This window comes from Brevibacillus sp. HB1.1 (assembly GCF_013332445.1).
Taxonomy (GTDB): domain Bacteria; phylum Bacillota; class Bacilli; order Brevibacillales; family Brevibacillaceae; genus Brevibacillus; species Brevibacillus porteri.
Window position 1 is genome coordinate 354,979 of sequence record NZ_JABMIV010000001.1, and the last position, 26,186, is coordinate 381,164.

The window sequence follows — 26,186 nt, forward strand, 5'->3', positions numbered from 1 at the left end:
ATATTACCAAGCGCTTGGAATTTTGTTAAGCGCCTACTAGATCAATCCTTGCTTTCAAGGCATCCATCAGCCTATCCTGTGTACTCCCTTTGTCCTGCAAAGCTGCTATGACATCCTCGTCAACTCCACCCTCGACAGTCAGGTGATGTATGATTACTTTCTCTGTCTGGCCTTGACGGTGAAGACGCTTGTTTGCTTGCTGGTAAAGCTCCAGTGACCAATTCAACCCGAACCAGATAACGTGATTTCCGCCTTGTTGCAGGTTCAAGCCGTATGCAGCGCTTGCTGGGTGTGCGAGAAGAATGTCTATCTGTCGATTGTTCCAGTCATTTTCGTCGTTTGGCCCTTTCAATTCTCGCACTCTCAAACCCGAACCCGTCAGCGCCTTCTTGATTCGCGCCAAGTCGTGTTGAAAGTTGTAAAACACTAAAGCTGGTTTCCCGTTTAACCCCTCGATCAATTCCATGAATGCTTCAATTTTGCATTTGTGGACTTCGAAAACATTCCGATCTTCGTCATAGATAGCCCCGTTGCACAATTGCAAAAGTTTATTTGTCAGGACTGCTGCTGATCCAGCGTCAATAACCTTCTTTTCTCCTCCGAAGCTTTCAAGCAGTTCGAGAATTTTTTTCTTCTCAAGTTCTTTATAGGCGGCCTGTGCTTTCGGGTCCAAAATAACTGGTACGATGTTGATAATGCAGTCAGGCAGCTCCAGGTAATCCTCTGCTTTCATGCTCACGCAAATATCGCTGATTTGCTGTCTGATGATTTCATCTGCGCCTGGTTTCGGTGCATAACTGTGAATTCGATCTCGGTCGCGCTGATCAGGCTCGAAATAACGTTCGCGGTAGCCGTTGTATTCCAGTCCGAGTCTCTTTCCTTCGTCCAGAAGAAAAATTTGCGACCATAAATCAAGCAATCCGTTCGGGGCTGGCGTTCCGGTCAATCCGACTATGCGGCGGATGTGATTCCGTACCCATGTCAGCGACTTGAAGCGCTTGGCTTTAGGGTTCTTGAAGCTGCTGAACTCGTCCACCACAACCATATCGAACGGCCAAGCGTTGCGATAATACTCCACCAGCCATTGCACGTTTTCACGATTGATCACGTAAATATCGGCAGGCGTATTCAGTGCTCTGACCCTTTTCTGCAAAGAACCCAATACAGGGACAACTCTCAAGAGTTTCAGGTGGTCCCATTTATCGGCTTCCCTGCTCCATGTTCCTTCTGCTACTTTCTTCGGCGCGATTACCAATACTTTCCCTACTGCAAAGCGGTTATATTTCAAATCGTTTACCGCCGTAAGTGTGATAACTGTCTTTCCGAGTCCCATATCAAGCAGTAGGCCCAGCGCTTCGTCTGTCAAAAGTCGGTTGATACAATATCTCTGATAGGAGTGCGGGATATATTTCACGGGGCACCCACTCCGTGTTTTCGGATAAACTCGTTGACTCCTTTTTTGCTGTCGATCACTTCAACGGTGAATCCTAGTTTTCTCAGCTTATCTCCTTGCACCGTTTGCAAAGGGGTCGGTTTTCTACCAGGCGCTTTCAACTCTACGAAATAGGCTCGCTCTTCTGGAAAAAGCACCAGTCGGTCTGGCACGCCCGCGTTTCCCGGTGAAACGAATTTATAAGCCCGCCCACCTGCCGCCTTCACCTGTTCGCGTAAATACTTCTCAATGGCACTTTCTCTCATGTTCAATCCTCCGTTCAAATTCACGTTGTAAACTTTCGACGCGTTTTTCCCTTATATTTATATAATTAGGCGCGTTAGGCGGTTTAGGCACATACATATACCCTCTAATCTCTCTATTTCTTATTTATATAGATTAGAAAGTTTACAAGGTTTACAAGTAATGATAATCCCTTTAGTGGCGCGGTTCCGGGCTGTAAACTTTCTCGTAAACTTTCTATTTTTGAAAGGTTTACAACGTTTACAGAGAAAGTTTACAAAATCGAGTAAGTTTACAGAGAAAGTTTACAGCTTTACAAAGCCTTTCTGGATTCCGTATGGCCCGAAACGTGCCGTACTGTTATGCCGTTTCCACCCCTGAATTGCTCCCAATATCCCGTTGATTTCCATGGTGTCGGATCGTCTCATAAACTTTATATCGCCGCCCAGGCATTCGCTCCAGACCTCAGCAGCGCATATCCGATCCCGTTCCACAGTGCCCTCGTCGCTCCGGCCAAACTCCCCGGACCAATAAAGTCGACGTTCACCCAATGACCGTTTATCCCAGCCAATCGGCAACCGCCTATCCACGAATTCGCGTATGACGCCTTCCTTTGCATTACTCTCCTGATGGGCTTCCTGCTGTTGTTTTGCCTCTAATTCCGCCTGCCCTGTGAGATACAGCGCCTCTCCCATTTGCCAATATGCAAAGGCTTCTGCGTATATCTGCGGCACCTCATCTTCCAGATGGATGAAAACACTTTTTGTCGCCGGTTGTACTCCCACATCCACTGGCCAAAATCGTCTATTGCCCGTTTTATCCTTCAAAAACTCGCTGTCATTGGTTGTTCCGAAGAACACACACTGTCGGGGAAACGCCTTTGTACGACGACCAAACGGCTCCCGATAAATGTCCTCTGTCCGACTCAGGAACTGCTTGACGGCATTCGATTCAGACTTAGACATCCCCGTCAGCTCGCCAATCTCGTTAATCCAAATGCCCTGAATCATTTCGGACGCCTCTTTTCCTTCAAACGTCTGGAGGCTATCGGAGTACCAGCGCCTGCCCAGTAATCGCAGAAACGTACTTTTCCCCAATCCCTGCGGTCCCGCCAGAATCGGCATCTGATCGTATTTACATCCTGGATTCATTGCACGAGCTACGGCGGCCACCAACGATTTTCTCGATACTGCTCGGGTATAGATCGAGTCTGCGGCTCCAAGATAGTCGCTCAGCAGCGTATCCAACCGTTTCACGCCATCCCAATTCAGACTCACCAGCCAATCGCGAACCTCATTAAATGTGTGCCTATGTGCGTACAAAGCAACCGCGTCAAATATCCGTTCTTTTCCGGAAATGCCGTATGTACGCTCCAGGTAATGTCGCAGCCCGGCGTCGTCTACGTCAGACCATCCGCGCCGCTCTGTACTGCTGTTCCACGGTAACGGCCCCAGCACGGCTCCCCTATTGGCGAATTCATCGAAAGCAAGTTTACCCTTTAACAGTGGATCATGCTCCATGATGATGAGAACATTGTCTGTTGTCTTTGCCGGCATCCCTGTCGTTGCGCTTACCTGTAGTTTGCTGATCCAGTTGGCCGTCTCTTCTTCGGTTGCTGGGAGATTGCCAAACTCTTGTACTGCTTTTTCATATCGCTCTTGATTGAGCAACGTAGCAACGCCAGCGTCTTGTAAAGCAAATCCACACATGGCCGTGAAAGATGGAAGCCGATTTGTCGGCGTGCCTGGTGCCGAGTCATCATCCATTTCACCGAACCTGTGAAGACGGACCAAATCGAACGCGTTAACAAGTCGACCACCTGACGGGTCTGTCGCGTGGTGGCTGTATAAGAATGCCCCATCGTCGTAAATGATCGCCCCACCTGTCGTGCTTCCGCCTGAAAAGGTGAGGCGCCCTGATCCGTCATCCGTCTCTATGTACATCCCGGGCAAGAAGGTTTCAATGGCGCGATAGATGTCATATTGTCGGCAGAAGCACCAACGACACCCTGCTTCTCGGTCGGCTCGCCCTGTTTGGCTGCAAGACGAATGTGCGCTTGCTGCGCTCCCGGCACCTGCGGCCACTCCGCCACGTTCCGCCAGTCTGCATATGTCGCGAGTAGCCCGTCAGCGTCGAGAAAGGGCTTGTCCGCATACTGTGAGATGAACTGACTATCTGCTGAACAGCTCGGCCAATACATGAGCCGAACAGCCTGGAAAGTAGTCGGGTCGCACAGCTCAATTCCGATGATTGACCCGAGTCTACGCGCAAGCGGTTCATACTCGTCCGCCGAGACTGTCCGGTTGAAGGGAGCCAGCACACGGAGTCGCGGCCTGGCTTCCTCATGCTTGCGTGTTGAGTAAACTGAGTAAGCACACCCCAACGCTTCCAGACGGCGCAGCGTTTCGGCTGTGCCCCCAGCAGGGATGTTGTCGAGGTCAAGTGTGATAATGTCCCTGCTGATGACGGCGTTTGCTTTACGGCGATTACCTGCAAGCGTTCCAGCTACAAAGCCGCCGACGTCTTTGAGGTCATCCTGTTTGCTCTTTGACAGCTGCATATATTCGGCAAGCGTTTCGGTGCCGCGGACCGCAACTCGCAGTCGCTCCACCAGCTCCGACCAGTAAATTTGTTGCGCCGGCCAGTGCGTCGCCTTGCGGCTGCCAGCGGAGGATATCGTAAGTTGTCGGTCGTAGTACAAGGCGGCCATCCTTTCGTAATTAATCTCACTTTTGCCTGATCGGTAACGTACTCAGCAAGTTCTACACTCTACGAAAAATGAAGGAAAATGTTGAACTATGCCGAATTACTGTTAAAGTTTAGGAGGTGTTTCTCATACTAGTTGCATTATTATTAATTATCTGGACGGTGATGACCTTGTCTTGGCTCAACACAACTAAAAGATCCCTTATACTATTTGCAGATCGCTATTTGATACCAATATTCAGTTGGTTCATTATCATCCTTTCAATATCCGTACTATGGATAGCAGATTTTAAAAATGACGAAATGGGAGATTTTTTGAATGATATTGCTATTTTCTTTATCACTGCCGCTGTTGGACTAGCCGCCCTCGTTGCAACCTTCGCGACATACTATCTGTTGTTCATAAATGAGCAACGTAAAATTTTCAGTGGAAGCATTCAAAATATCTTTCCCGAAATGGAAGGGATAAAGAAAGATTTAAGAGGTACTCTAATTTCTTTTGTCATGTTTATTATGATGAGTCTAGTTCTTCTATTCTGCTCCCCGATGGGTGATTTGTTTCTCACTTATGGCCGAATAGTAGGGGTACTTTGTGTTGTCGCCTTTTGTTATCTTCTAAATAATTTAATATCTATAGTTCGTAGAGTTTTTCATTGGACGTGACGGTAAATTTGGTGTTTTGGTTTACTAAGGCGATTGTTGTAGGCTCTCGGACATCTTTCCAATCAGTCCTAGCATCGCGCCTTTGTACTTTTCGTACGTCTCTGGCTCGGCCGCCTGGATTACCTCCAGCGTGGCCAGCAAGTCCCAGAAGCCAGCCCCCAGTCCTTCAAATTGGACTTTGAATTTTACTAACGTCTCGTTAACTGGCTGAGCTGCTATTTTCCGGAGCTCAGCCTGTTCCATTTCAATGTCTGGCGGTATCTTCTCGACAACAGCAGGTACGTCGATCGGCTTCGCTTTCAGATCCTTTTCAAGCTGCTTCACTTTTGCTTGTGCCTCGGACAGCGCGTCTTGTAGTTTTTGCGCCTCATCTGCGTCACCAAGGATTTTAGCGTCAGCTAGTTCCGTCTGTAGCTTTGCGACCTGTTCAGCCAAATCCTCGCGCTCTTTTCGCTCCTTCTCCGCCTCCTGTTGGATCTTCTTGAGCTCCTTCTCAAGCTGCTTCTTCTCCTTGATCGTCTGTTGTAGCTCACGAGCTGACATTTTATCTACATCGTTATCCTGCGCGAACTGCTCCCGTTCGTCGGAAGGCACACCCAACAGAGCCAGCGCCTTCGTATAGGTCAAATTCTCAATCGCTTGGTAATTTGATCCGTATTCTTCCGCAATACGCATGAAGTTGTTTGCAGTAGATTGGCTATACTGAACATTTGATTCAAGCCACGGCCCCCATTCTCCATGGGCAACGAGCTCCTTTGCCTCATTCAGACGATTACCGATCTCAATGGCACTGCGTAGGACGATTTCACGAGTCTGGGCATCGATGCTTCGGATTTCCGCCGCGATGACCTCCGCGCTTCTTACCAGTACACTCATACGGCTACCTCCTGCATGTTTTGATTGATTGCAGTTACTTCAATGCGTGTCTGCTTCTTGGTTAGGAGCTTCTTGGAAACAAACAGATTAATAAAGGCTTGTACATCAGGTGTGGGAAGACGATGGGATAAACCGTGAGCCTGAGTGATCCGATTGTCTTTTACCTCGATTGTGAAAAACGGTGTATCAGGTTCACTCAACTTGCGAATCACGAAAATATTACTTTTGCCTTCGGCATATGCTTTTGCATAGCCACCGACGCAATGTTTAAGTGTTTTACCTTCCCAAAACAGTTCGATTGAATCTTTAGCTGGTCGAATAAAGAAGTCACCATGTTCAAAGGAGAGTTTATTTAATTTCGTCAATCTTGCAGCAATGAGAATGTTTAAAGACTCATCGGCTTTAATTTTCACTTTCTCTATTGTCTTCTTATGAGCAGCATCCAAATTATTCGGGAACAGAACAGATTCTTTCGATGTATCTATTTCAAGCTCGTGGCACTCTCTTAAATAATCGCGCCAAGTTGAGACGACCGATCCTGCTGACGAATACCTCTCGGCAGAACCAGGACGTCGCAATTGTTTCAAGATGTATTTGATTGCTTGAGTTTTAGGGATCTCAATTTCTTCTAAAGTTTTTTCGTTGTGTTCAAAGGTCAAATCTCTGACGTCATATGCCTGTTGAAAAGTTAACTGTAATCCCTGTTTTTTGTGATAATGGTAGCTGTGCAACGCAAGCGGAGTCATTTTAAGATTTGATCTACGTAGCAAATCTATTTCATTCTTGGATAAACGGAGCACTTTCTCCAAGGTTGCTCCGCGCCAATTGATCACGTTGAGTGTACTCCCGCCATCGATTTTTGTTTTTACGATGTCCGCAAGACCTAGCTTTGTGGCATACTCAATGCATGGATACTTTGCCGCTAGCTCAAAGAATTTGACTAGATCGCTTTTCGCTTCTCCAGCTCTGCGCGTCGTTTGGTTAAAACCTCGCCAGATATCTTCTGTCTCAGTGCGGATCGCAAAATATTCTCTCCACTGGCAGTATTGAAATGGAGTCCCGTCTACTGCTGTTGCGATATTTTCCTCATTCAAGTACAACGGCTTATTCTGCATTGAATGCTCCATTTCGGTGTAAATACTCATCGGCTCATAGAATCTGTCCGGCCACCCTCTTCGCATCATGCGACCTTTACCAAATCGCTCCTTACCTTTTCCACGTGGGTTACCGCATTCAAAAAGATACTCTGATTGGACCATGAAACCGGTTCTTACTTCACGGAAGTCTCCGGAATAATCTCGTCTGACGTAGACACCTCGGGCAGTGAGCACATTCGGATTAATCAGCGATTTTCCGTACCAAACGATGTATGCATCGTCAATGAGACGACTACGACCTTTTCCAGCGTGCTTTGTTGTTACAACCGAGTAGCATTTCTTGCAGCGCTGAGTTTCATTGTGTCCGTACAGACTCGGTGTCTTTGATTCCGTTCGGCAGTGAGTGCAGTAGCCGAATTGGTCTTTTCCTTTTCGCCGAAGGAATAAGTATCTACTCGAGAGTAGAACCGTATTTTCCACATAGTCATAGAACTCTTTATCCATTTTCTCTGGAAAGTGAGCCAGAAATTCTTTATGTTTATCAGACATAATTTCACTCACCCCTTATAGAAAATCGTCCAGTTTGACGTTAAATTTATTACGCGGCGCTGCTTCTGTTACGACTGGGGCAAGAACTGGTGTTGGAGCTTGTACAGTGACTGGGGCACCCTTGATACCGAAATACTTCAAGACAATTGCGAATCCCTCAGTATCCGTGAGCATGCCCATACCGTCATACTGATTTTTCTTCGCCTCGGCTTTCATAGCAGCCAGACCTTTTGCAATAGTCTTGTCAGCAGCTATGATCTTCTCTGCATCATCTGGATTTGATTCGAGGTGACGGATAAGAAAATCACCGACTAATTTGATGTATGGATGCTCATTATCGCTCTCCATTTCGGTCTTCAATTTTGAGATAGCATCTGATAACATAGATAAAAACCTCCCAAGATTTTCAGAGAATCACCAGGAATGCTGTTGCCGCAGACGTTCCTGGTTTCTTTATTAATCCTTCATGTAAAAATCAGTCATGAACCCATCTGCCCGAAGCGGTAAGCCTGGCGCCCATCTGATCGGCTGGCCCATGATTGTCGTAATCGTATCGATGTCTGCAATTTCCAAGGGAACATCCAGAACGGCCTCGTCGTGGATGTGCATTACTGTTTGATAGCCGCACGCGTCAAGACGAGTAAGGCTCTCTGCTAAACAATCCCTCGCAATCGCCTGTGTGACATTCTCCACAAGCTTGCCCCCATACGTCGGCACGACTTCCCACTTACGTGTTTTCTGGTTAACCCCGTGATAGTACAAGGCTTCTTTTCCGAAATCGTTCTTCGATAGAAACGGTCTAGCGTAAAACAATCTCCGTCCACTTGGCAGCGTGATAAGCAGAAAATCCTGCTGGTTGAAGGAGTCAATTTCTCGGGACAGAATCAACCCTCTGATTCCGACCGATTGCCCCGTTCTCATGACTTCTAACGCTGCGTTTTCTAAGCCGTACCACAGGTCAACAATTCGCTTGTTCGATCCTCTCCAGCGCCTCACGATATCCGGGAGCTCCTCTCCTGTAAGCCCCATGTTAAGTGCTCCCATCGATATTAAAGCTCCAGAACCTCCTTGATATCCAAGTGCCAACTCAGCGACCTTCCCTTTCTGCCGCAGCTCGTACTCTGGATTCCCCTTCTTGATCAGCTCGATAGGGACGCCGAACATTTGAGAGGCAGAGGCTTCATATATCTTGCCGTGAGTAGAAAACACATCCAGCCGCCATTGTTCGCCAGACAACCAAGCGATTACGCGTGCCTCAATCGCAGAGAAGTCAGATACCAGCAGAACATTGCCCGTTGACGGTATGAACGCCGTGCGGATCAGTTGGGAAAGTGTGTCCGGCACGTTGCCATAGACTAGTTTCAAGGCATCTATTTTCTTTACTTTGACGCACTCCCGAGCATGTGACAAGGTATCCAGATAGTTACGCGGGAGGTTCTGTACTTGCACTAAACGGCCAGCCCAACGACCCGTTCTGTTTGCTCCGTAGAATTGCAGGAGTCCTCTGACACGTCCGTCTACGCAAACAGCTTCGCGCATAGCTTGGTACTTTTTGACCGATGTTTTTGAAAGCTCCTGCCGGATCTCCAGTACCCGTTTTGCGTCCCCCTCGTCAATCGTATCGATCAGCTTACTAACTGTTTCCTTCTGGAGGTTGTCCACTTCTTCCCCGATCTCTTCAGTTAGCCAAGCCATGAGCTGCTTAACGCTTTTTGGATTATCAAGCCCAGACAACTGAATTGCTTCGTTCATGAGTTCTACTGTCACGATCCCATCAATAGTGAGAGCTCCTTCTACAACACCCATGTCAACCGCCACGCCGTGGGCATTGATTCGCTGATCAAGTTCCCATAGCTTTTGCTCTTGAACCGGGACCGGAAACGCCGACAAGCGTCGATCTACTTCCATTTCGGTAACAACGTCCTGGATGCAATAATCTTTGAACAATCGCCACTTGTCAGGCTCGTGGTGTGGAAGTGTTCGCGTTCGTTGGCCGTTTGCTTTTGACGGCTTCGTTGGTGTGCAAAACAGCTTGATTAGGGCGTTACCGATGCCCATTTTACGCTTGTCCTCTGGGAGTCCTAGCGCTACTGCCGTTGCGGCAAGTCCAGCAGTGTACCCGCAATACAGCCCATGAAGCTGCGTGCAGCGCCATTGTTCCAGCGGAGAGTGCTTTACACTATTAATGCAGTACCACTCAAACGGTGCATTGTAAGCGTGCTTGATAACCTGCGGGTCATATAAGGCGTGTATGACTTCCATCGGTAAGGATTCACCTTGAGCAAGGTCTACAATCTGGACCGGACTGCCGTCCCAAGAGTAAGCAAATAAGAGGATTTGAAAATCGGGGGACTGCACATATTTGTACAGCCCCGCCTTCTTGATGTTGACACTTGAGAACGTCTCAATGTCGATTGATAAATGCCGCATGGCTTAGAGCCCCATGATGCCGCCACTAAACGGCTTCCCTGTAATCGGGTCAAACTGTGCTAGTGGAGCTGCCGGAGGTTGCTGACCGTAGCCCTGTTGCATTGGCGGATATCCTTGTGGTTGTTGTGCAGGTGCAGCAGGCGGCACATAACCTTGCTGTGGATAGCCTTGCGGCTGGCCGTATGCAGGCGGTTGGTTATAGACCGGCGGTTGCTGTGGAGCTCCGTACCCTTGTAGCGGATATGTTGGCGGTTGATACGCTGGCACAGATGGCGCGTGATCAGCAAAGCTGCCGAAATCCGATGCAGCGGAAGCTCCTCCTCCACCAAGCGGTTGTCCGTCTTCAAGCTTCTGGACGTTGCCAAGTCCGCAACCGATCCCTTTCTTGCCCTGGCTGAGATATCCAAAGAATCGAATCGATACGCGCGCATAAATTCCGGAATAGACTTCTGATTGGTTAATGATCGGGTTCAAATTGATATCGACGACATCCGGCTTTCGATCTGCTTGAGTAGATGCGGTCATAACCCAATGCCCTCGGCATTCTTCACCAAATGGAGTACCGTCAGCTTTTACTCCATCCCCGTCATGAATCGGTGTTGCAACCATTGGAGGACGTACACCATTCCACCTAGTCCCTGTAGCTTCCTGAATAGCCGCAGCAATAGCAGCATCGATGCGTTGTCTCGTCGCCACATCGGTTTTTGGAATCAGTAGCGTAACACTGAATTTCGGCTCGCCACCATTCAGGCCAGCTCGTGGCGTGAACAAGTGAACGTAGCTCAGTCTTACTTTTCCGGTTACAACGCGTTTAGGGTCTTGGTTACTCATTTTTCGGTTCCTCCTCAGATTTAAAGTCATCGCTTGCGCTTATTCGCTTAATCGCTTCTCGGTTATCGCTTAACGGTACGAGTGTCGGTTTACCTGTAATGGTCTTGACATGTCCTGCTTCCAATAAGAGCTCTTTGTACTGCTTAGTTTTGAGAACCTTCTCCAGTTGAGCAACTGTCAGCGGCTTACGTTCAAACAACATAGCCCCGTCAATCCCGCTGGCTTCGAGGTGAGCGAATGCCGCATCGATGTCGGTGTATTCCCTTCCTCCACGGCCATTAACCGCTTTCCAACCTGGAACGTCGTTCCCTTTTAAACATTCAGCCAAGGCGTATTCGTCCAATTGTTTCACCCATGAAGCTAGGTTCCGTGCCCTCTCAAGGATGACCCCTACTTCCTCAATAGAAATCAGTGGCGGCTTCATCATCTTGAATTCCTCAAGCTCCATGTGATCGTCTACCCTTGCCCGACAAACCGCTTTGGCACGGCAGAATTTGCAATGGTCACCAGTTGCAAACGATCCCTCGCCTTTGAAAGCCATTTGCGCCACTGGCTTGATGCTCTCACCCCAGGCCAGCAGGTCTGTGATCGACAATTGATATTCAGAAATGCTGCTCAAGCGAGGTTGCACGATCGCAAGATGAACATTCTCAATCGGATACAGAAAGCTATATTCGATGAAAGCGCCCAACGCATAGAGCTTCATTTGCGGGTTATCAACTGCGGATACCTCGACACCCTTGCCGTACTTGAAGTCCACGATATAAAGCGTGTTTCCGCCGATTATTATGCAGTCGCCAGTTCCAAAGCCTTCGGGCGCATACATGCTGTAGTTAATCCGTTTTTCAATTGCGATGTACGGCGGACTGCTAAACCCGTGGACGATTCCCTGCACGTACTCAAGGTAGGTATCCGTATGCCTAAGCATTTCATCCTCGTACACCAGATCATCGTTGAACTGTTTCTCTTTTAGCTTTTTCAAGCGTGAATTGAATGTTCTTGCTCCCATGGGTTCAATGAAATACTTCCTCAACTTTAGCTCGCCGATCTCGTGTGCCAGCGTTCCCTCCGTTGCGGATCTTGATGTCGTGTCAGGCAGAGTTTCCTCAATCCTAGCGCTTGGTGTGCAGTGAAGCCACCTGTGCGAGCTGCTGGCGGAGAGGAGCGCGTGTGAACGCTCCTCATGCCCTACAGTGCTCATATCTTCGCCCCCATGGCTCGGAGGTAAGTTGCAAACGCGCCGAATTGCTCTTTAGGGAGAGCTGTCAGGGCTTGTACACCGAAAGCAGCAAGCAATTGGACAAGTTCTTCCCGACGACCAGCATCCACAAGCTGTGTAGCTGCTACTGCTAATTGATCAATCGTGTAGGTCGGTGCTTCGGTAGGTACTGCCCCCGGCACTACTGGCGGTGCAGCAATAGGCGGTGGGGCTACTGGCGGTGTTACTGGCACAGCTTGCTCCGGTTGGTACGTCGGAGGTACAATTTGCGGTTGTTGCTGGTAATAATCTTGAACGGGTTGCGGTGTTACAGGTGCCTGCGGCACGCCAACAGCTTGCGGCGTGAATGTTGGAACAGCTTGTGGTGCTGTCGCAGCAGTCAATTGATTTCCCGTGAAAGCTTGAGCCAAGGTCTGAATAGCGCTGACCAGCTCGGGAGCATTGATAGTGATGGTTACGTTCATGTTTACCTCCTTGTTTTTGGGCCTCCATCGATATACAATGGTGGCAATCAAATGTGTTTTGTTTTGGACTCAGCGTTCCCGCGCTGGGTCTTTTACTTTTTGTAGGATTTTCTATCCCGTTGTCGAAATTGGAAGTTATCCAGACATACCAATTTTTAAAGAAGGGAGCGAATTAAATTGTCCAGTGAAACGGGTAAAGAGCTTTACAACCAACCAGAAGCTTTTGACTATTTGACTCTCGGTCAACAAATTCAATTAACAGATTGGATCAAAGCTAACCTTGACCCCATTGAGTCTTTCAATACCCGTCATACTTCTTATGGCTTGAAGCACATTTTTGAGAAAGCAGGCGGTTATTACGTTGGAAACGGCGCTTTCAAAGGTGCAATGCTTAAATGCGGATTTAAGGTAGAAGATAAAGCTGCAATAAATTGGGTATTCAACATATCCGAGAAATCGAAAGCTTTAAAATCGATTACCAGATGAAGTAGTTTATGGCCCGTTTGATTCCAAGCGGGCTTTTATTTCGGCAACCACATAGGTTAATTGCTGTAAGTCCTCACAAAGAGCCTCCTTAACAGTTTCGTTGTCATAAACACCCACTTTATCGATGTGCAATTTGAAACCTTCGATGATCTCTTGAAAGTTCAGCATGATCTGCTGTTCATCCATCCTCACTCACCTCCCTTCCCCGCATCGATCTACGAGGCTGCCAACAGCCCAACCTCTCTGCCAGCCGTACAGCTCCTCTGACTGATCCCGATGACCTCGCTATGTATTACTCGGAGGTTCGAACCTCCGTGCAACTGACAATTTCATACCAGCTGCATGCAGGGCCGAGGCCCTCGTTTCACAGACAAGCCCTGCAAACCAACTTTCCGCTCTTATGAGTTTGAACGTTCTCAACACTCCCACACAATGCGCAACCAGGCACATACTTCTGGAGAATGATTTGGTTATTGTTCACGAAGACTTCCATCGGGGTTCCTTCTGGAAGATCGAAGGTGTTACGCAGCTCTTTTGGCAAAACAACTCGCCCCAAATTATCGATTTTTCTTACAACCCCAGTTGCTTTCATATCCTTATTCCTCCTGTATTTTCAGTTAGATTCACGATCATTGCGTGTACCACAGCTCATCCGCTTCGATGACGCTGGCTGCAGCAGCGCGTGTCATAAAGCTTGTCCACTCTCAAGAAACTGTGGTAGGATAGTGCTATTCAAATTTGTTTGAGTGTTGAATTGGTCACTGTTACGAGCAGTGGCCATTTCCTTTTCCAGCTCGTTTACTTCATTCACAATCCACCAGTCCCAGGTTCCGTCAGCTGGCTGATTTCGCAGTGAACGATAGATTCTCCAAAGCTCTGCTATTCGGTTAATCGCAGAATCAAAGTCGTATCTCATACCCCCTCACCATCCAAATACCGCGTATACTTTCTAACATCTGAAATACCTACGCAATGAACGATAAGACCAAACCCGTCGATCTTACCGATTGGTGATTGATGGCAGAACTGATGGACCGTATGCAAGCTTACTGAGTCTCCAATCACCACATGGCGAGAATAAACATCTCCCGATGCACTCATGGTCGTGTCGCTCAAAATTGAAGCCTGTAAGCCCATTGCAGTTCGCTCATTGAGTATTTTGGTGACTGCCATTTCCAGCTCCGTAAAAATTGGGGTAAATTTTCTCATCCTCTCTCGTCTCCTTTCATTTTTTATCCATCTATCAATGCCTTGGCTGTTCATACAGCCACTTAATCAAAAATTCTCTTGTCTCTCTGGCTGGGAAATACCACTTTCCTCCTACCTTAAATTTTGGGAACCTTGGATCATAGAAAACCTTATCCTGTATGGTGTTCCAACACATGCACGTACGTTTTTTTAGCTCTGTAGTGTCCCAAAAAACCTTTTCTGCATCAACCTCTTTCACCAGTTCATTAACCCGTTCACGGCACATGTTCATTACTTCTTGTTCGTCAATATTTACTGTGACAAGTTTGTTCACTAGGCTCTCTCCCCCTCTAGCATTTGATATGGAGACTAAATTCGCAGCACCCTATATGAATGATTTATCCATATCAGTCAGTTCGGAGTTTTTCTTATATAAGTCGTCTATCGGTGTCCCTAACAGTCGAGATAGTGTAGGCATCTTGAATGCTGGCAACTTCCGTCTCCCCTTCTCAACGTGCTGGTATCCATATCTCGTCTCATATCCGAGTGCGAGTGATAACTCTTCTATAGAGATTTTTTTGTCGAGCCTAATTTGCTTTATCTTCTCTAAATCTAGTTCGTCTAGTCCCACTTTCTATCACCACCTAATGCCAAATTGGAATGCGTTTATAGTATAAAATGCCAATACGGCATTAATCAACAATAAAATTCCATTTTGGCATTTTTTGTTTTACTTCATTAGAGTGTTTTGCTATAATACGTTCCATAGTGGCACGTATCGTACGGAGGGATATAAAAATGTATGGTCAGCGCATAAAAGAAGCTCGTTTGGCTATGGAGATGAGTAGAAAGGACCTTGCTGAAAAGTTGGGCGTAAATGAGACTACAATTACTCGATACGAAAACGAAAAAAGGAAGCCTGATCCTGAGACATTGACTTCCCTGTCGGAAATACTTAAAGTGACTACAGATTACTTGCTGGGTATTGATGAGTCAGAGAAAGCTCAGGAAGAGGACGAGAATCTACAAGAGCTGATCGACTTCTACGGTACTTTGTCTGCACAAGAACGCGAAGACTTTGTAAAGCACATGATGTTTATCAAGAACGGTATAAAAGCCGCTCGGTCTAAGTGACCTGGCGGCTTTTTTTGTATGTATCTATTATTTCTCTGATCTCTACGAGGCTACAGTCTCTTGCTATTTCACGAAACAGTTCTATTACTTCAGGCAGTATTTGAACTGTTCCTTGATTTTCTTTTGATGAATTAAGTTCTACCATTATCTCATCCCCCGAAAAGTCATCCTGATGGTAATTCCTAATGCTCATCAGACATGTTCAAATATAGTGGCACAAGTCTATCATACATAAAATACCCATTAGTAATTTATTAACAATTTTGGGTATTTAATCTAAAAAACGACAATTATCGACATTTAAACCTTATTGTGGTACTATATGATTAATATATAATGACTTAAAAGAGGTGGAAAAATGAAACGTACATTCCTTACACTAGCTATGATTTTATCTATTCTTTCGGTAGCAACAGGGGCATCAGCGGACAATGGAGGTGGATGGTCTCCGAAGGAACATTATGGTACAAAAAAAGGCAACTTGAAACCACAATCTCCAATTATTTATACACTCGATAATGGAGGCGGATGGTAAAGATTTACCGCATCAATAAAAAAGAAGGCAAAGGTTATCGATACCTTTTCGCCTTCTTTTTTTATCTTTTAAATTCACACAACTAATCAACAAATGTTGTAAATATTTTGCTGTTTTTAAAAATAATATCGGCACACTCATTGACTTGATTTGTGAGTCGCAATTTTTTAGCCGTAGCTAGACTCTCTAAAAGGAGATCCATGGCTACTGTATATTTATTTTCATGAAAGTATAGTTCTGCGATATAACATTTAACCCGAATTGATTTCTTGGAATGATATGGATCTTTTTTTTCAAATAAACATTTAAATTCTTGAGGGAATAATGATAATATCCATTCCATCTCGCGATAGTTTTTTTGATCGTGAAACGCCTTTAGGACATGGTCAAGATTATTAGGTGCATCTTCCCTGTATTTTTTCATAAACTCAATCAATTCGTATGTTTTATCATATTCTCCTGCTTCTATTGCAGTTAAGCATGCGTTCATATCAGCCCATCTGCTTATTTGACTATCCCCCAGTTCTCTGCACTTTTCTTCAGTTTCTGTAGCCTTAGAATAGAGCCCTTTTTTCCTATACGCAAAGCCTAAGTGAGCCATAAATTTGGCATACAGACGGACATTTTCCTTCTTTGTCATTTCAAGTATTCCACAAACTTCATTACCATATTTTATTAGATGATCCCATTTATCTAATACATAAAAAACAGCTGTGATATTCACGTAGGCTTCAAATAATAAATCGTCAGGCAATGACCTAACATGTTCACCTAGCTTTGTTGCTGCCTCAAAAGCATAGTCCATGTCCCAGTCCCGAACAATCATAAAACGCCGATAATAGCTTAATGCAAGGCACTCTGCCAGGCGGTTTCGCTCATTATCAATCACCGTCTCGTAAAAGTATAGAGCATCATTAGGAAGACCGCGCCCCTCTAATTGCACTCCAGCAGCAACCAAGATGTCTAACTGTTTACCACTCTCTAGCAAAAGATCAATCATCTCAGTGGTGTACTCATTAAGTTTTGCTACTTTGGTATAGATTAGAAATTCCTTAATCCTCTGAGGCTTGTCTCTTGGGGCATCCCAGCAGTCACGCAAAAAGTCCTTTAGAAAGTGATCCTTTGGCAACCCTAGCATTTCTGAAACATCTACAAGAGCATGTATCTCAAATGGCCTTCCTCCAGCCACCCATCGACAAAAGTCTTTATAATTGGCACCTATATTCGCAGCAATATGCTGTTTTTTCATTCCACTGCAATCGATTGCTTCTTGGACTCTCTCTGCAATTACCCGATTTCGAACAGCCATTCAAATCACTTCTCCCCGTTGAGAAGCAAAAAGATCCATTCCTAATGATGGCAACAGGTTTCCTATATTCACTTGTCGGCCCGCCGCCAATACTAGATCTTGGTGGTAAAGAGTGTATACAGTTTCGAACCGTATACATCCCGTTGGCTTTTTGCTTTTACCAGTTTTTAGATTGCTTGTTAACAAAAGTAAAATTCACCCAGCTAGTATAACATTTTTCTTAATAAAAAATTATTGCTTATACAACTTTTTTTCTAGGATCACGTCCAAATCGCTGCGTGCTCCTCAACTCTCTTCTCTTCGATCCGCTTCATCGTCCCGTAGAAACATTTCAGGAATCGATCAATCCCCCACTCTTTTTTATCCCTCTTGTATTCGTTCTTGGTGTACTCCCATGCATCGGCGGCAACTGGCAACACGTTTTCGTTCCGAGTCCACCCGGTCACCCGCTTAAACAGGACCACCTTGTTCCAGAATTGCTTAATCACGTGACCGCACTCAAAGCCCTGCTGGATCAGCTTGAAGAATTCTTTCGGGATGTAAGAAGAAATTACAGAGCTGTCTTTCACGAGGCGCGTTCCTTTTACGTTATTTTTCTTAGTTTCTTTTGGTCTTTTTGGAGTATTAAAAACCCCAGTATTAGCTTCCTGATTGGGAGCCTCAACCTTTGATATTTCAGGCGCTTTAGGCTTGTCCAACCCCATCATCTCAACCCCGTCATTTGAGGGTAGAAAATAGTAAATGTTCGCACCTTGGAGTCCCGTTTTTCTAGAAGTAGAAATACGTTTTATAATCCCTTCCTGCTCCAACTTCCTAATCGCCCTTTCCACACTTGCCCGGCTTACTTTTGTTAAAGCCATGATTGTTTCGATTTTTAGGTATGCGACTCCTAAAACTTTCATCGATCGTAACCTTAATACATCTAACACACACAAAGTTGATCGGGTAAGCTTGTTTCTTAATTTCCTTACCCGTTCGTTGATAGACTGTCTTAGATCCCATTTTGAAGCAAAATAACTAAAAGGCTGCATTTCTAAAAGCATGCTCTTATTCATTTGGATATCTCCTATATATCTATTAGATATCTAAAGTATATACATAGATACAAATCATTGCAATACTATATTAAAATGTTTATACTTTGTATAGGAGGTGAATAACATGTCATCAGAAACTACTAAAGCACTTATAACAATGCCTGTAGAATTAAAAAAGAAGCTGGAACAAGAAGCGAAAAATGAAAACAGGAGCTTAAGTAATTACATTGTTACTTTGCTTCAAAAAAGGCATCAATAAAAAGACGCACCCAATCGGATGCGCTTTTTTTACATTCAAAATGTAAGGAGAAAATGTTATGGCTAGTTTCAGAAAGCGAGGAAAAAAATGGGAGTATCGACTAAAATACACTGATCCTTTCACTCAGGAATACAAAGAAAAAACAAAAGGGGGTTTCTCAACTAAGAAAGAAGCACAACTTGCGGCCAACGAATTTGAAAACAGTTTATTGGAGGGATACGAGCAAAAGGATCTACCACTCCAAGATTTTCTTATGATTTGGTTAGATGAGTATAAAAAAGACACTGTGCGTAAAAATACCTTTAAATTGCACAGCAGGAACATTACAAATCATATTGTTCCATATTTTAAAAAAATCATGTTACAAGATTTAAAACCGATTATGTATCAAAAATTTATTAATCACCTTACAGAAAATAAAGACTACAGTAAGCGAACTATTGAATTGATCCACTCAACTCTAAACAATGCAATGGAAAAAGCATTAACACTTAATAAGATCGAAAAGAACCCCTGCAACGGTGTTACCATCAAGGGGCGCGAAGAAAATAAGACCGGTATAAAATTCATGGAAACAAGTAACATTCCCCGTTTTTTACAAGCAGTACACCTTTACGGCTATATTTATTGGCTGTATTTTAAAGTGCTAATTGAAACTGGTATGCGTAAAGGGGAAGCAGGAGCTCTACAGTGGTCGGACATAGATTTTAAGAATATGACGATTAGTATTAACAAAACTATGGACTTTCAAGCAAAAGACAAAAGTGAGCTATTTGGCGATACAAAAACTTATAACTCAACTAGAGTCATTCGAATGAGCAAAACGTTAGCTGATGATCTAAAGCAACATATGAAGTATCAAAACCAGAAAAAACTGGCTTTAAACGAACTTTACCACCACGATCTAAATCTCGTTTTAACTAGAGACGATGGTAATTATGTCCCAAAATCGTCACTCTTTAATGCTTTCTCCCGTACTCTCAAAAGATTAGACATTCCCTCAATCCCTATTCACTCTCTCAGGCACACTCACGCAGTGCTACTATTGGAAACTGGAACTGATATGAAATACATCCAAGAACGATTAGGACACGGCAGTATCCAGATCACTTCAGATGTGTATGCTCACATCTCAAAGAAAATTGAATTAGATAACATGGACAAGTTTGAAAGCTACATGGAAAGTGTGTACTCAGAAAAAAATAGTGGGCAAATCGTGGGCAAAAATGTTAAACCTCTTAAAAAATCAAATTTGCCCACCAAATAGAAAAACCCCTCGCACCTACAGGCACAAGGGGTTTCGCTTATTAGTAAGCAGTCATGTATTGCTCGCGCTCCCAATCGTGAACGCGTGTGCGGAACATATCCCACTCAATTTCTTTCGCTTCAATAAAGTGTACCAATGCATGCTCGCCCAATGCTTCGCAAATCACCGGATCTGCTTTCAGGCACTCGATTGCTTCTTTCAAAGTAGCAGGCAAGTTCTCGATTCCGTTTGCTTCGCGGTCTTGCTCGGTCATCACGTAGATGTTGCGATCAATGGCAGGTGGTGGCGTAAGCTTGTTTTTGATTCCGTCCAAACCAGCTTTCAGCATAACTGCCAACGCCAAGTATGGGTTCGTTGCAGGGTCTGGGCTGCGTACTTCAATACGCGTGCTCAAGCCTCTAGAAGCAGGGATACGGATCAATGGAGAACGGTTTTTCGCAGACCAAGCTACGTAGCAAGGAGCCTCGTAACCAGGAACCAAACGCTTGTAAGAGTTTACGAGCGGATTCGTGATCGCAGTAAAGCTACGAGCATGTTGCAAAATACCTGCCAAGTAATGCTTCGCTGTTTGGCTCAGTCCCATTACATCGGACTCGTCATAAAAAGCATTTTCTTTACCACGGAACAGCGATTGGTTCGCGTGCATACCGGAACCAGCTACACCGTACAGCGGTTTTGGCATGAAGGTCGCATGCAGACCGTGTTTTTGCGCGATGGTTTTAACAACCAGTTTGAACGTCAAAATTTGGTCAGCTGCTTGAAGTGCATTTGCATACTTGAAGTCGATTTCGTGTTGACCTGGAGCTACCTCGTGGTGAGATGCTTCCACTTCAAAGCCCATTTTTTCCAACGTCAATACGATATCACGACGGCAGTTTTCACCGGAGTCGAGTGGAGCAAAGTCGAAGTATCCACCTTGGTCGTTCAGATCCAGCGTAGGCTCACCTTTTGCGTCCAGCTTGAACAGGAAAAACTCAGGCTCTGGACCTACGTTGAATGCTGTGAAGCCCATTTCTTCGGCTTCTTTCAGGGCACGCTTCAGGATGTAGCGCGGATCTCCTTCGAATGGAGAGCCATCTGGCATGTGGATATCACAGATCAGACGTGCAATTTTGCCAAACTCATTGCCCCACGGGAATACAACCCATGTATCCAGATCAGGTACCAGGTACATGTCGGATTCCTCGATACGAACGAAGCCTTCGATGGAAGAACCATCAAACATCATTTTGCCATCGAGTGCTTTTGGCAATTGGGACAGCGGGATTTCTACGTTTTTAATGATCCCCATCAGGTCGGTAAACTGCAGTCGGATGTACCTTACGTCCTCTTCTTGGGCCATGCGCATGATGTCTTCTCTTGTAAACTTGCTCACATTTCTCTCCTCCTGTCTCTATATCGGCTTTCTATCTAGTGGAAGAAGCGGGAAAGCTCTCCACGTATCAATGCACCCTCGCCATGGCGAGAGGCATCGCGATACATAATCTGTTGCCTTAGGAGCTGATGCAGCTCTTTGTCGGACATGTCCTTGCGTTTCTCTTCGGACGTCGTGGTAATCTCTGTTTGTTCCATAGCAGGCTCTTGCATTTGCAGGACTTGCTTGATCCCTGCAATATTCAGTCCTTTTTCAATCAGAGCCTTGATCTCCAACAAGCGATCTACGTCGTTGAAAGAAAAGAGCCTCTGCTTCCCTTCTGTGCGGGCGGGCTGAATCAGGTCGTTTTGTTCGTAATAACGGATTTGCCTCGCAGTGAGATCCGTCAGCTTCATGACGATCCCAATGGGAAAGAGGGCCATATTCCGGCGAAGGTCATCACTCATGACTTGTCCCTCCTGTTTCGTATTTCTTAGTCTTATTCTATTTTATAACAAAATCCCTGTCAATAGATGTTAGATAATATTACACAGAAAGTTATGTACAGTTTTTTCACATAAAAAAACGACATCCTCCATCATCAAGAGAATGCCGTCCGTTCCATGCGCTTTTATCCTATTCACCCGGAATTTCGAGTAAGCCTTTTTCCAGCATCCCGTTCAACGCCGTCAAAATCCCCACTTTTACGTGCGAGTACGTCAACCCGCCTTGAACGAAGCCCAAGTAAGGTGGACGAATTGGGCCATCTGCCGAGAATTCGATGCTCGCCCCTTGAATAAACGTACCTGCTGCCATAATCACAGGATCAGCGTACCCAGGCATTTCACTTGGATACGGAGTGACGTGTGAATCGACTGGTGCTGCTTTTTGGATCCCTTGGCAAAACGTAATCAGTCGTTCTGCACTACCGAATTCCACGGATTGAATCAGGTCGGTCCTCGGCTCATGCCACAGTGGATTTGTTTTGAAGCCCAGACGCTCCAGCATTGCCGAAGAGAATACGGCTCCTTTTAAAGCTTCTCCCACTACGTGTGGGGCCAAGAAAAAGCCTTGGAACATCTCCAGAAGCGAGTAGAGCGATGCACCACCCTCTGCGCCAATTCCCGGTGCTGCCATCCGATACGATGCGAGCTGAACCAAATCCTCGCGTCCTACTATATAACCGCCTGTCTTGACCAAGCCGCCACCCGGGTTTTTGATGAGAGAGCCTGCCATGATATCTGCACCTACGTGCAATGGCTCTTGCTCCTCCGTGAACTCTCCGTAGCAGTTGTCTACAAATACAATCAGATCAGGCTTGATTTCTTTTACAACCCGTATCATTTCTTTGATTTTCACAATGGTAAAAGAAGGTCGATCTGCATAGCCTCGCGAACGCTGAATCCCAATGACCTTCGTCTGTGGTGTAATCGCTTGTGCGACTGCCACAAAATCAATTTCACCTTCTGGCGTTAAAGGCACGTAGCTATAACCGATGCCGTAATCCTTGAGTGAGCCTTGCCCTTCGCCGCGCACACCTACTACTTCTTCAAGCGTATCGTATGGCTTGCCCGTAATATAGAGAAGATCATCGCCTGGACGAAGAATGCCAAACAATGAAATCGCAATCGCATGTGTACCCGAGATAATATGGTTACGCACCAATGCCGCCTCGCCACCAAACACTTCGGCGTAAATCGATTCCAGCGTTGCACGTCCAGAATCATCGTAGCCATAGCCTGTGGATGTTGAAAAATGAAATTCATTGACTTCATGCTTTTGGAAGGAACGCAATACTTTCAGTTGATTCGTATCCACCAAAGCGGAAATTTGACGATGTCTCTCTGAGATTGTCGCTTCCACCTCCATTACGAGGGGGCGAAGCTTTTCTCCATGGGAAAAATATGAAAACATCTGTTACTTACCAACTCTCTTCAACAGTCTCTGGTTTATCCAGGAGGAAAGGAACAATCCTGCCGTATATCGGATTATCCTTGTTCACACGAACGGTGATCAAGTAGGCCGCTTCCTCTTCATTAAATTCTTGTTCCATCTCTACCCCATCCCGATGCAATAAAGAAAGAATGTCTCCGCGCTCAACTGGAACGCGCAGCTTCATCTCATTGAAAGATTGCAGGGCAAATGACTCAATCCGGGTGAGCAGTTGCTTCAGGTCATTTTCCCGCATGGCAGAAATCAGAATCGATTCGTCTGCACGCGGCAAGTAAGAGCCCTCTGTGAGCATATCTGCCTTGTTGAAAACGACAAACTGCGGAATTTCTTCTGCTTTTAGCTCGCGCAAAATCTTGTCTACGACTTCCATGTGTACTTGGAAATCAGGGTGATGACTATCCACCACATGCAGGATGAGGTCCGCTTCCTTCACACCTTCTAGCGTCGAACGGAATGCAGCGACCAGACTCGTAGGCAAGTCTTGAATAAAACCAACCGTATCCGTCAATAGGACATCCAGTCCGCTCGGCAACTCCAATTGCCTGGTCGTCGGGTCCAAAGTGGCAAACAGTTTGTCTTCCTGCAACGTGTCTGCATTCGTAAGCTTGTTGAGGATCGTCGACTTCCCAGCATTCGTATAGCCGACCAACGCAATCTGGAACACATTGTTTTTCTTCCGACGCTCCCGATGCAATTGTCTCGTCCGAACTGTATCCTCTAATTGCTGCTTGAGTTCACTAATCCGCTTGCGAATATGACGACGGTCGCTTTCCAGCTTGGTTTCACCCGGACCACGCGTACCGATTCCGCCCCCGAGACGAGACAGTTGCTTTCCTTGCCCGGCAAGCCGAGGCAGCAGGTAGTTGTACTGCGCCAGCTCTACCTGGATTTTCCCTTCACGCGACTGTGCACGCCCTGCGAAAATATCCAAAATGAGCTGCGTACGGTCAATCACTTTGCAATCAAAAACTTTATCCAAATTACGAGTCTGACTCGGAGACAACTCATCGTTGAAAATGATGACGTCCACATCCAGCTCTTCAGCCCTCTGCGCGATTTCATCAATTTTTCCTGTCCCCAAATACCAGGCAGAATCAACCCGGTCCCGATTTTGCGTGATGACGTCCAGTACTTCTACACCAGCAGTAGCGGCCAGCTCATGCAATTCTTCCATGGAAAGACGGGTTCTTTCTTCATTCCGGTTATCTAAATAGCAACCAATCAGTATGGCTGTTTCTTTCGTTTTGATCAGATCGTTCACCGATTCACGCCCCTTCATGCACTATCATACCACATTTTGCCCAAAACGTTACGGCAGCAGGGCACGCCAACTGAAATCCTTGTGTCATGGGTTACCTGCCGCTTTCTCTGAGAAAATCTCCTTCACGAAAAGCGGAATCACTTTGCTAATCACTTTGCGGAGTTCTTTCTCATCATATCCATCAGGTAGGGCATCCGCCTCTTCCTTGAGAAGATCTTCATGTATGCGTAGATTCAGATTTTTCAGGATAATCCCCATGTCTTTTACGCCAAATGTCTCTTCCAGTACACCTTCATCAATCAGTTTGTAGAGAAACTTCTCCACACGTGCGAGCGTCACATACTGCTCTACAAACAATACTTCTTCCGACTTCGGTTGATTCGGGTCTTTCGATGGCTTTTGACGTTTGACTTCACTAAATACGTCCGTGACGATTTTGACAAATAACTGTCGTCCAAAACGATCCCGGTAATCGGCATTTTTCACGACGATGCCCTCACCGATTTCTTCATCCCGGAGCTTGCCACCTAGAGCTGTTTTGCCGACAAACGATCTGAGATGCTCTTCCCCTTGGTAATCCCCCTGATAAAAGACCGGTACGAGTTGCAAACCAAGTCGCTGCGCTTCCCTTTCCACGATAGAGAAATCCACATATTCGCAGGCAACGGTATCGTACATATCAAATAAAAAGAATTGTTTTTCATACTGAGGATATTTAATTTTATGAGGATTCAACCACTCTCCGAAATAACCCATGCCAGCCACAAGTTCCTCTTTTGGGAGCAGATGTGTCCATTGAAAAAAGCCGTGCAGATTCTCATCCTCATGCAATTCCATATTTCGAGAGAATGCTCGGATGCTGTTCGTTTCCTCATCGTATCGAAAGCTTGCATTCGCTCCGTCAAGCTTTTCTTGAATGATAATGAAATCCCCTACGTTGAATACACCCTCTGTCGTTTGATGGCCGAGACGTACAACGTCCGTATATTTCTTTTGCTCCATCTTGTGCCTCCACATGTTTGTTAAAGATCTTTATTCTGGAAGATTATGTCATATTATGGAATTCCGAACGGGAATCGTTGAAGAAAACAGAAGGACCATCACTCTTTGCTTACGGAGTAATGGTCGTTTATCTTTTGAGGCTGATTTTTATATGAAATCTCCTGGTTTTGGTTTCATCAATTCTTTTTTGGTTAATTGACTCGCTTTTAGCCTCACTGATTGCACACGGCCTAATTTCTGAGGTTTCTTTTTGCCTTGGATTTGTAATTGGAGAATTGAAGGAAGTACTCTCTTCCCTTTTTAGCTAAACAAGACTACAAAGAAGTCACAGTCCTTTGGCTCCTCACACCTGCTCTAGTTCATCAAGGGGATCAGAGATAAATTGTAGTTTATCATTCCAGATACCATTTACTTTTCCATCTTTAAAAATGTTATACATTCCAGTTATTACGTGTTGTGAATGTAACTCAGTCTTCCTCAAACACTCGATCATGAGTGCTTCTTCTAAAATCACCTTTTCATTCAGTCTTTGTTTTAAAGGTGTTTTTGCAACTCGAGCAAGACGTTTCTGTCTACACAAAGTAGACAACGTATTTTGAGATAAACGCAATTGCAATCAAATATACTAGAGTAACATAAATAATAAATATTGTAATATCCAGTGCTTTATTTGTCTTACTTCGATTATTTAACCCCAACCTTTTGACACCAAGATAAATGATATAGAGCACCACAATGTAATATATGAAATAGCTAAAATAAAAAGGCGCGGAATTTCCAAATGCATGTTCATCACCTAGCATATAAACAAATACTTTTCCGAAAAACAAGAAAGTCCCAGAGAGCAAGTATATCATCAAGTATGTTATTACTTTCTTCATAGGATTTACC

Annotated in this window: 29 protein-coding genes; 4 read left to right on the plus strand and 25 right to left on the minus strand. The window is 45.4% G+C overall.

Going from position 1 to position 26,186, the window contains the following annotated elements:
* Nucleotides 1–25: 25 nt before the first annotated feature.
* The 11 genes from HPY27_RS01655 to HPY27_RS01700 form a co-directional block, all read right to left on the minus strand.
* Complete coding sequence (locus HPY27_RS01655) at nt 26–1,414, minus strand: SNF2-related protein (RefSeq protein ID WP_174224248.1); 1,389 nt, start codon at nt 1,412–1,414, stop codon at nt 26–28.
* Complete coding sequence (locus tag HPY27_RS01660; protein ID WP_174224249.1) at nt 1,411–1,698, minus strand: PDDEXK family nuclease; 288 nt, start codon at nt 1,696–1,698, stop codon at nt 1,411–1,413. Before HPY27_RS01660 ends, HPY27_RS01655 begins: the two co-directional genes overlap by 4 nt.
* Before the next feature lie 282 nt (nt 1,699–1,980).
* A complete protein-coding gene (locus HPY27_RS01665) occupies nt 1,981–3,618 on the minus strand; it encodes a virulence-associated E family protein (RefSeq protein WP_254612815.1) in 1,638 nt (545 codons plus the stop codon).
* On the minus strand, nt 3,609–4,286 hold the full coding sequence (locus HPY27_RS29935) for a hypothetical protein (RefSeq protein ID WP_217437848.1): 678 nt from the start codon (nt 4,284–4,286) through the stop codon (nt 3,609–3,611). The genes HPY27_RS01665 and HPY27_RS29935 overlap by 10 nt, the downstream gene beginning before the upstream one ends.
* Before the next feature lie 782 nt (nt 4,287–5,068).
* Nucleotides 5,069–5,920, minus strand: coding sequence for a DUF3102 domain-containing protein (locus HPY27_RS01670; protein WP_174224250.1), 852 nt, complete (start codon nt 5,918–5,920; stop codon nt 5,069–5,071).
* Nucleotides 5,917–7,566, minus strand: coding sequence for a PcfJ domain-containing protein (locus HPY27_RS01675; RefSeq protein WP_174224251.1), 1,650 nt, complete (start codon nt 7,564–7,566; stop codon nt 5,917–5,919). Before HPY27_RS01675 ends, HPY27_RS01670 begins: the two co-directional genes overlap by 4 nt.
* A gap of 15 nt (nt 7,567–7,581) precedes the next feature.
* Nucleotides 7,582–7,950 (minus strand): hypothetical protein, encoded by a 369-nt coding sequence (locus HPY27_RS01680; protein ID WP_174224252.1) that lies wholly within the window; start codon nt 7,948–7,950, stop codon nt 7,582–7,584.
* A gap of 72 nt (nt 7,951–8,022) precedes the next feature.
* A complete protein-coding gene (locus HPY27_RS01685; RefSeq protein WP_174224253.1) occupies nt 8,023–9,996 on the minus strand; it encodes a DNA polymerase in 1,974 nt (657 codons plus the stop codon).
* Nucleotides 9,997–9,999: 3 nt separating this feature from the next.
* Nucleotides 10,000–10,827, minus strand: coding sequence for a DUF2815 family protein (locus tag HPY27_RS01690; RefSeq protein ID WP_174224254.1), 828 nt, complete (start codon nt 10,825–10,827; stop codon nt 10,000–10,002).
* Complete coding sequence (locus HPY27_RS01695; RefSeq protein WP_174224255.1) at nt 10,820–12,028, minus strand: DUF2800 domain-containing protein; 1,209 nt, start codon at nt 12,026–12,028, stop codon at nt 10,820–10,822. The genes HPY27_RS01690 and HPY27_RS01695 overlap by 8 nt, the downstream gene beginning before the upstream one ends.
* A complete protein-coding gene (locus tag HPY27_RS01700) occupies nt 12,025–12,510 on the minus strand; it encodes a hypothetical protein (RefSeq protein ID WP_174224256.1) in 486 nt (161 codons plus the stop codon). The genes HPY27_RS01695 and HPY27_RS01700 overlap by 4 nt, the downstream gene beginning before the upstream one ends.
* A gap of 177 nt (nt 12,511–12,687) precedes the next feature.
* On the opposite strand from HPY27_RS01700, the gene HPY27_RS01705 reads away from it, so the two are divergent.
* Entirely contained in the window at nt 12,688–12,996 is a 309-nt protein-coding gene (locus HPY27_RS01705) for a hypothetical protein (RefSeq protein ID WP_174224257.1), read from the plus strand.
* 6 nt (nt 12,997–13,002) lie between these two features.
* Here HPY27_RS01705 and HPY27_RS01710 read toward each other — a convergent pair whose 3' ends face one another.
* The 6 genes from HPY27_RS01710 to HPY27_RS30525 form a co-directional block, all read right to left on the minus strand.
* Nucleotides 13,003–13,182 carry a hypothetical protein gene (locus HPY27_RS01710; protein WP_174224258.1) on the minus strand — a complete coding sequence of 60 codons (180 nt, stop codon included), beginning with the start codon at nt 13,180–13,182 and terminating at the stop codon, nt 13,003–13,005.
* Nucleotides 13,183–13,360: 178 nt separating this feature from the next.
* Nucleotides 13,361–13,588, minus strand: coding sequence for an AbrB/MazE/SpoVT family DNA-binding domain-containing protein (locus HPY27_RS01715; protein WP_174224259.1), 228 nt, complete (start codon nt 13,586–13,588; stop codon nt 13,361–13,363).
* A 93-nt stretch (nt 13,589–13,681) separates the two neighbouring features.
* The gene (locus HPY27_RS01720; RefSeq protein ID WP_174224260.1) at nt 13,682–13,912 is read right to left on the minus strand and encodes a hypothetical protein; all 231 of its coding nucleotides are present in this window, start codon (nt 13,910–13,912) and stop codon (nt 13,682–13,684) included.
* Nucleotides 13,909–14,205: a hypothetical protein gene (locus HPY27_RS01725; protein ID WP_174224261.1), complete on the minus strand. Its 297-nt coding sequence runs from the start codon at nt 14,203–14,205 to the stop codon at nt 13,909–13,911. The genes HPY27_RS01720 and HPY27_RS01725 overlap by 4 nt, the downstream gene beginning before the upstream one ends.
* A gap of 34 nt (nt 14,206–14,239) precedes the next feature.
* On the minus strand, nt 14,240–14,476 hold the full coding sequence (locus HPY27_RS01730; protein WP_174224459.1) for a group-specific protein: 237 nt from the start codon (nt 14,474–14,476) through the stop codon (nt 14,240–14,242).
* Between the two features lie 93 nt (nt 14,477–14,569).
* Nucleotides 14,570–14,815, minus strand: coding sequence for a helix-turn-helix domain-containing protein (locus HPY27_RS30525; RefSeq protein WP_174224262.1), 246 nt, complete (start codon nt 14,813–14,815; stop codon nt 14,570–14,572).
* A gap of 167 nt (nt 14,816–14,982) precedes the next feature.
* On the opposite strand from HPY27_RS30525, the gene HPY27_RS01740 reads away from it, so the two are divergent.
* The gene (locus HPY27_RS01740) at nt 14,983–15,318 is read left to right on the plus strand and encodes a helix-turn-helix domain-containing protein (protein WP_174224263.1); all 336 of its coding nucleotides are present in this window, start codon (nt 14,983–14,985) and stop codon (nt 15,316–15,318) included.
* A 617-nt stretch (nt 15,319–15,935) separates the two neighbouring features.
* Here the strand turns inward: HPY27_RS01740 and HPY27_RS01745 are convergent.
* Nucleotides 15,936–17,162, minus strand: a complete 1,227-nt coding sequence (locus HPY27_RS01745) for a transcriptional regulator (protein ID WP_174224264.1) — start codon at nt 17,160–17,162, stop codon at nt 15,936–15,938.
* A 260-nt stretch (nt 17,163–17,422) separates the two neighbouring features.
* The gene (locus HPY27_RS01750; protein ID WP_174224265.1) at nt 17,423–18,217 is read right to left on the minus strand and encodes a Fic family protein; all 795 of its coding nucleotides are present in this window, start codon (nt 18,215–18,217) and stop codon (nt 17,423–17,425) included.
* Nucleotides 18,218–18,323: 106 nt separating this feature from the next.
* Between HPY27_RS01750 and HPY27_RS01755 the strand changes: the two genes are divergently transcribed.
* On the plus strand, nt 18,324–18,458 hold the full coding sequence (locus HPY27_RS01755) for a ribbon-helix-helix domain-containing protein (RefSeq protein ID WP_174224266.1): 135 nt from the start codon (nt 18,324–18,326) through the stop codon (nt 18,456–18,458).
* Between the two features lie 58 nt (nt 18,459–18,516).
* Nucleotides 18,517–19,725, plus strand: coding sequence for a site-specific integrase (locus HPY27_RS01760; RefSeq protein WP_174224267.1), 1,209 nt, complete (start codon nt 18,517–18,519; stop codon nt 19,723–19,725).
* Between the two features lie 40 nt (nt 19,726–19,765).
* Here the strand turns inward: HPY27_RS01760 and glnA are convergent, their stop codons facing one another.
* The 6 genes from glnA to HPY27_RS01790 form a co-directional block, all read right to left on the minus strand.
* A complete protein-coding gene (gene glnA, locus HPY27_RS01765; protein WP_007719084.1) occupies nt 19,766–21,100 on the minus strand; it encodes a type I glutamate--ammonia ligase in 1,335 nt (444 codons plus the stop codon).
* A gap of 35 nt (nt 21,101–21,135) precedes the next feature.
* Entirely contained in the window at nt 21,136–21,546 is a 411-nt protein-coding gene (locus HPY27_RS01770; RefSeq protein WP_017249221.1) for a MerR family transcriptional regulator, read from the minus strand.
* A 169-nt stretch (nt 21,547–21,715) separates the two neighbouring features.
* Nucleotides 21,716–22,993, minus strand: coding sequence for a methionine gamma-lyase family protein (locus HPY27_RS01775; RefSeq protein WP_017249222.1), 1,278 nt, complete (start codon nt 22,991–22,993; stop codon nt 21,716–21,718).
* 7 nt (nt 22,994–23,000) lie between these two features.
* Nucleotides 23,001–24,293: a GTPase HflX gene (gene hflX, locus HPY27_RS01780; protein WP_174224268.1), complete on the minus strand. Its 1,293-nt coding sequence runs from the start codon at nt 24,291–24,293 to the stop codon at nt 23,001–23,003.
* An 84-nt stretch (nt 24,294–24,377) separates the two neighbouring features.
* Nucleotides 24,378–25,295, minus strand: a complete 918-nt coding sequence (locus tag HPY27_RS01785; RefSeq protein WP_174224269.1) for an RNA ligase family protein — start codon at nt 25,293–25,295, stop codon at nt 24,378–24,380.
* Nucleotides 25,296–25,867: 572 nt separating this feature from the next.
* Entirely contained in the window at nt 25,868–26,176 is a 309-nt protein-coding gene (locus HPY27_RS01790; protein ID WP_017249226.1) for a hypothetical protein, read from the minus strand.
* Between the last annotated feature and the right edge of the window lie 10 nt (nt 26,177–26,186).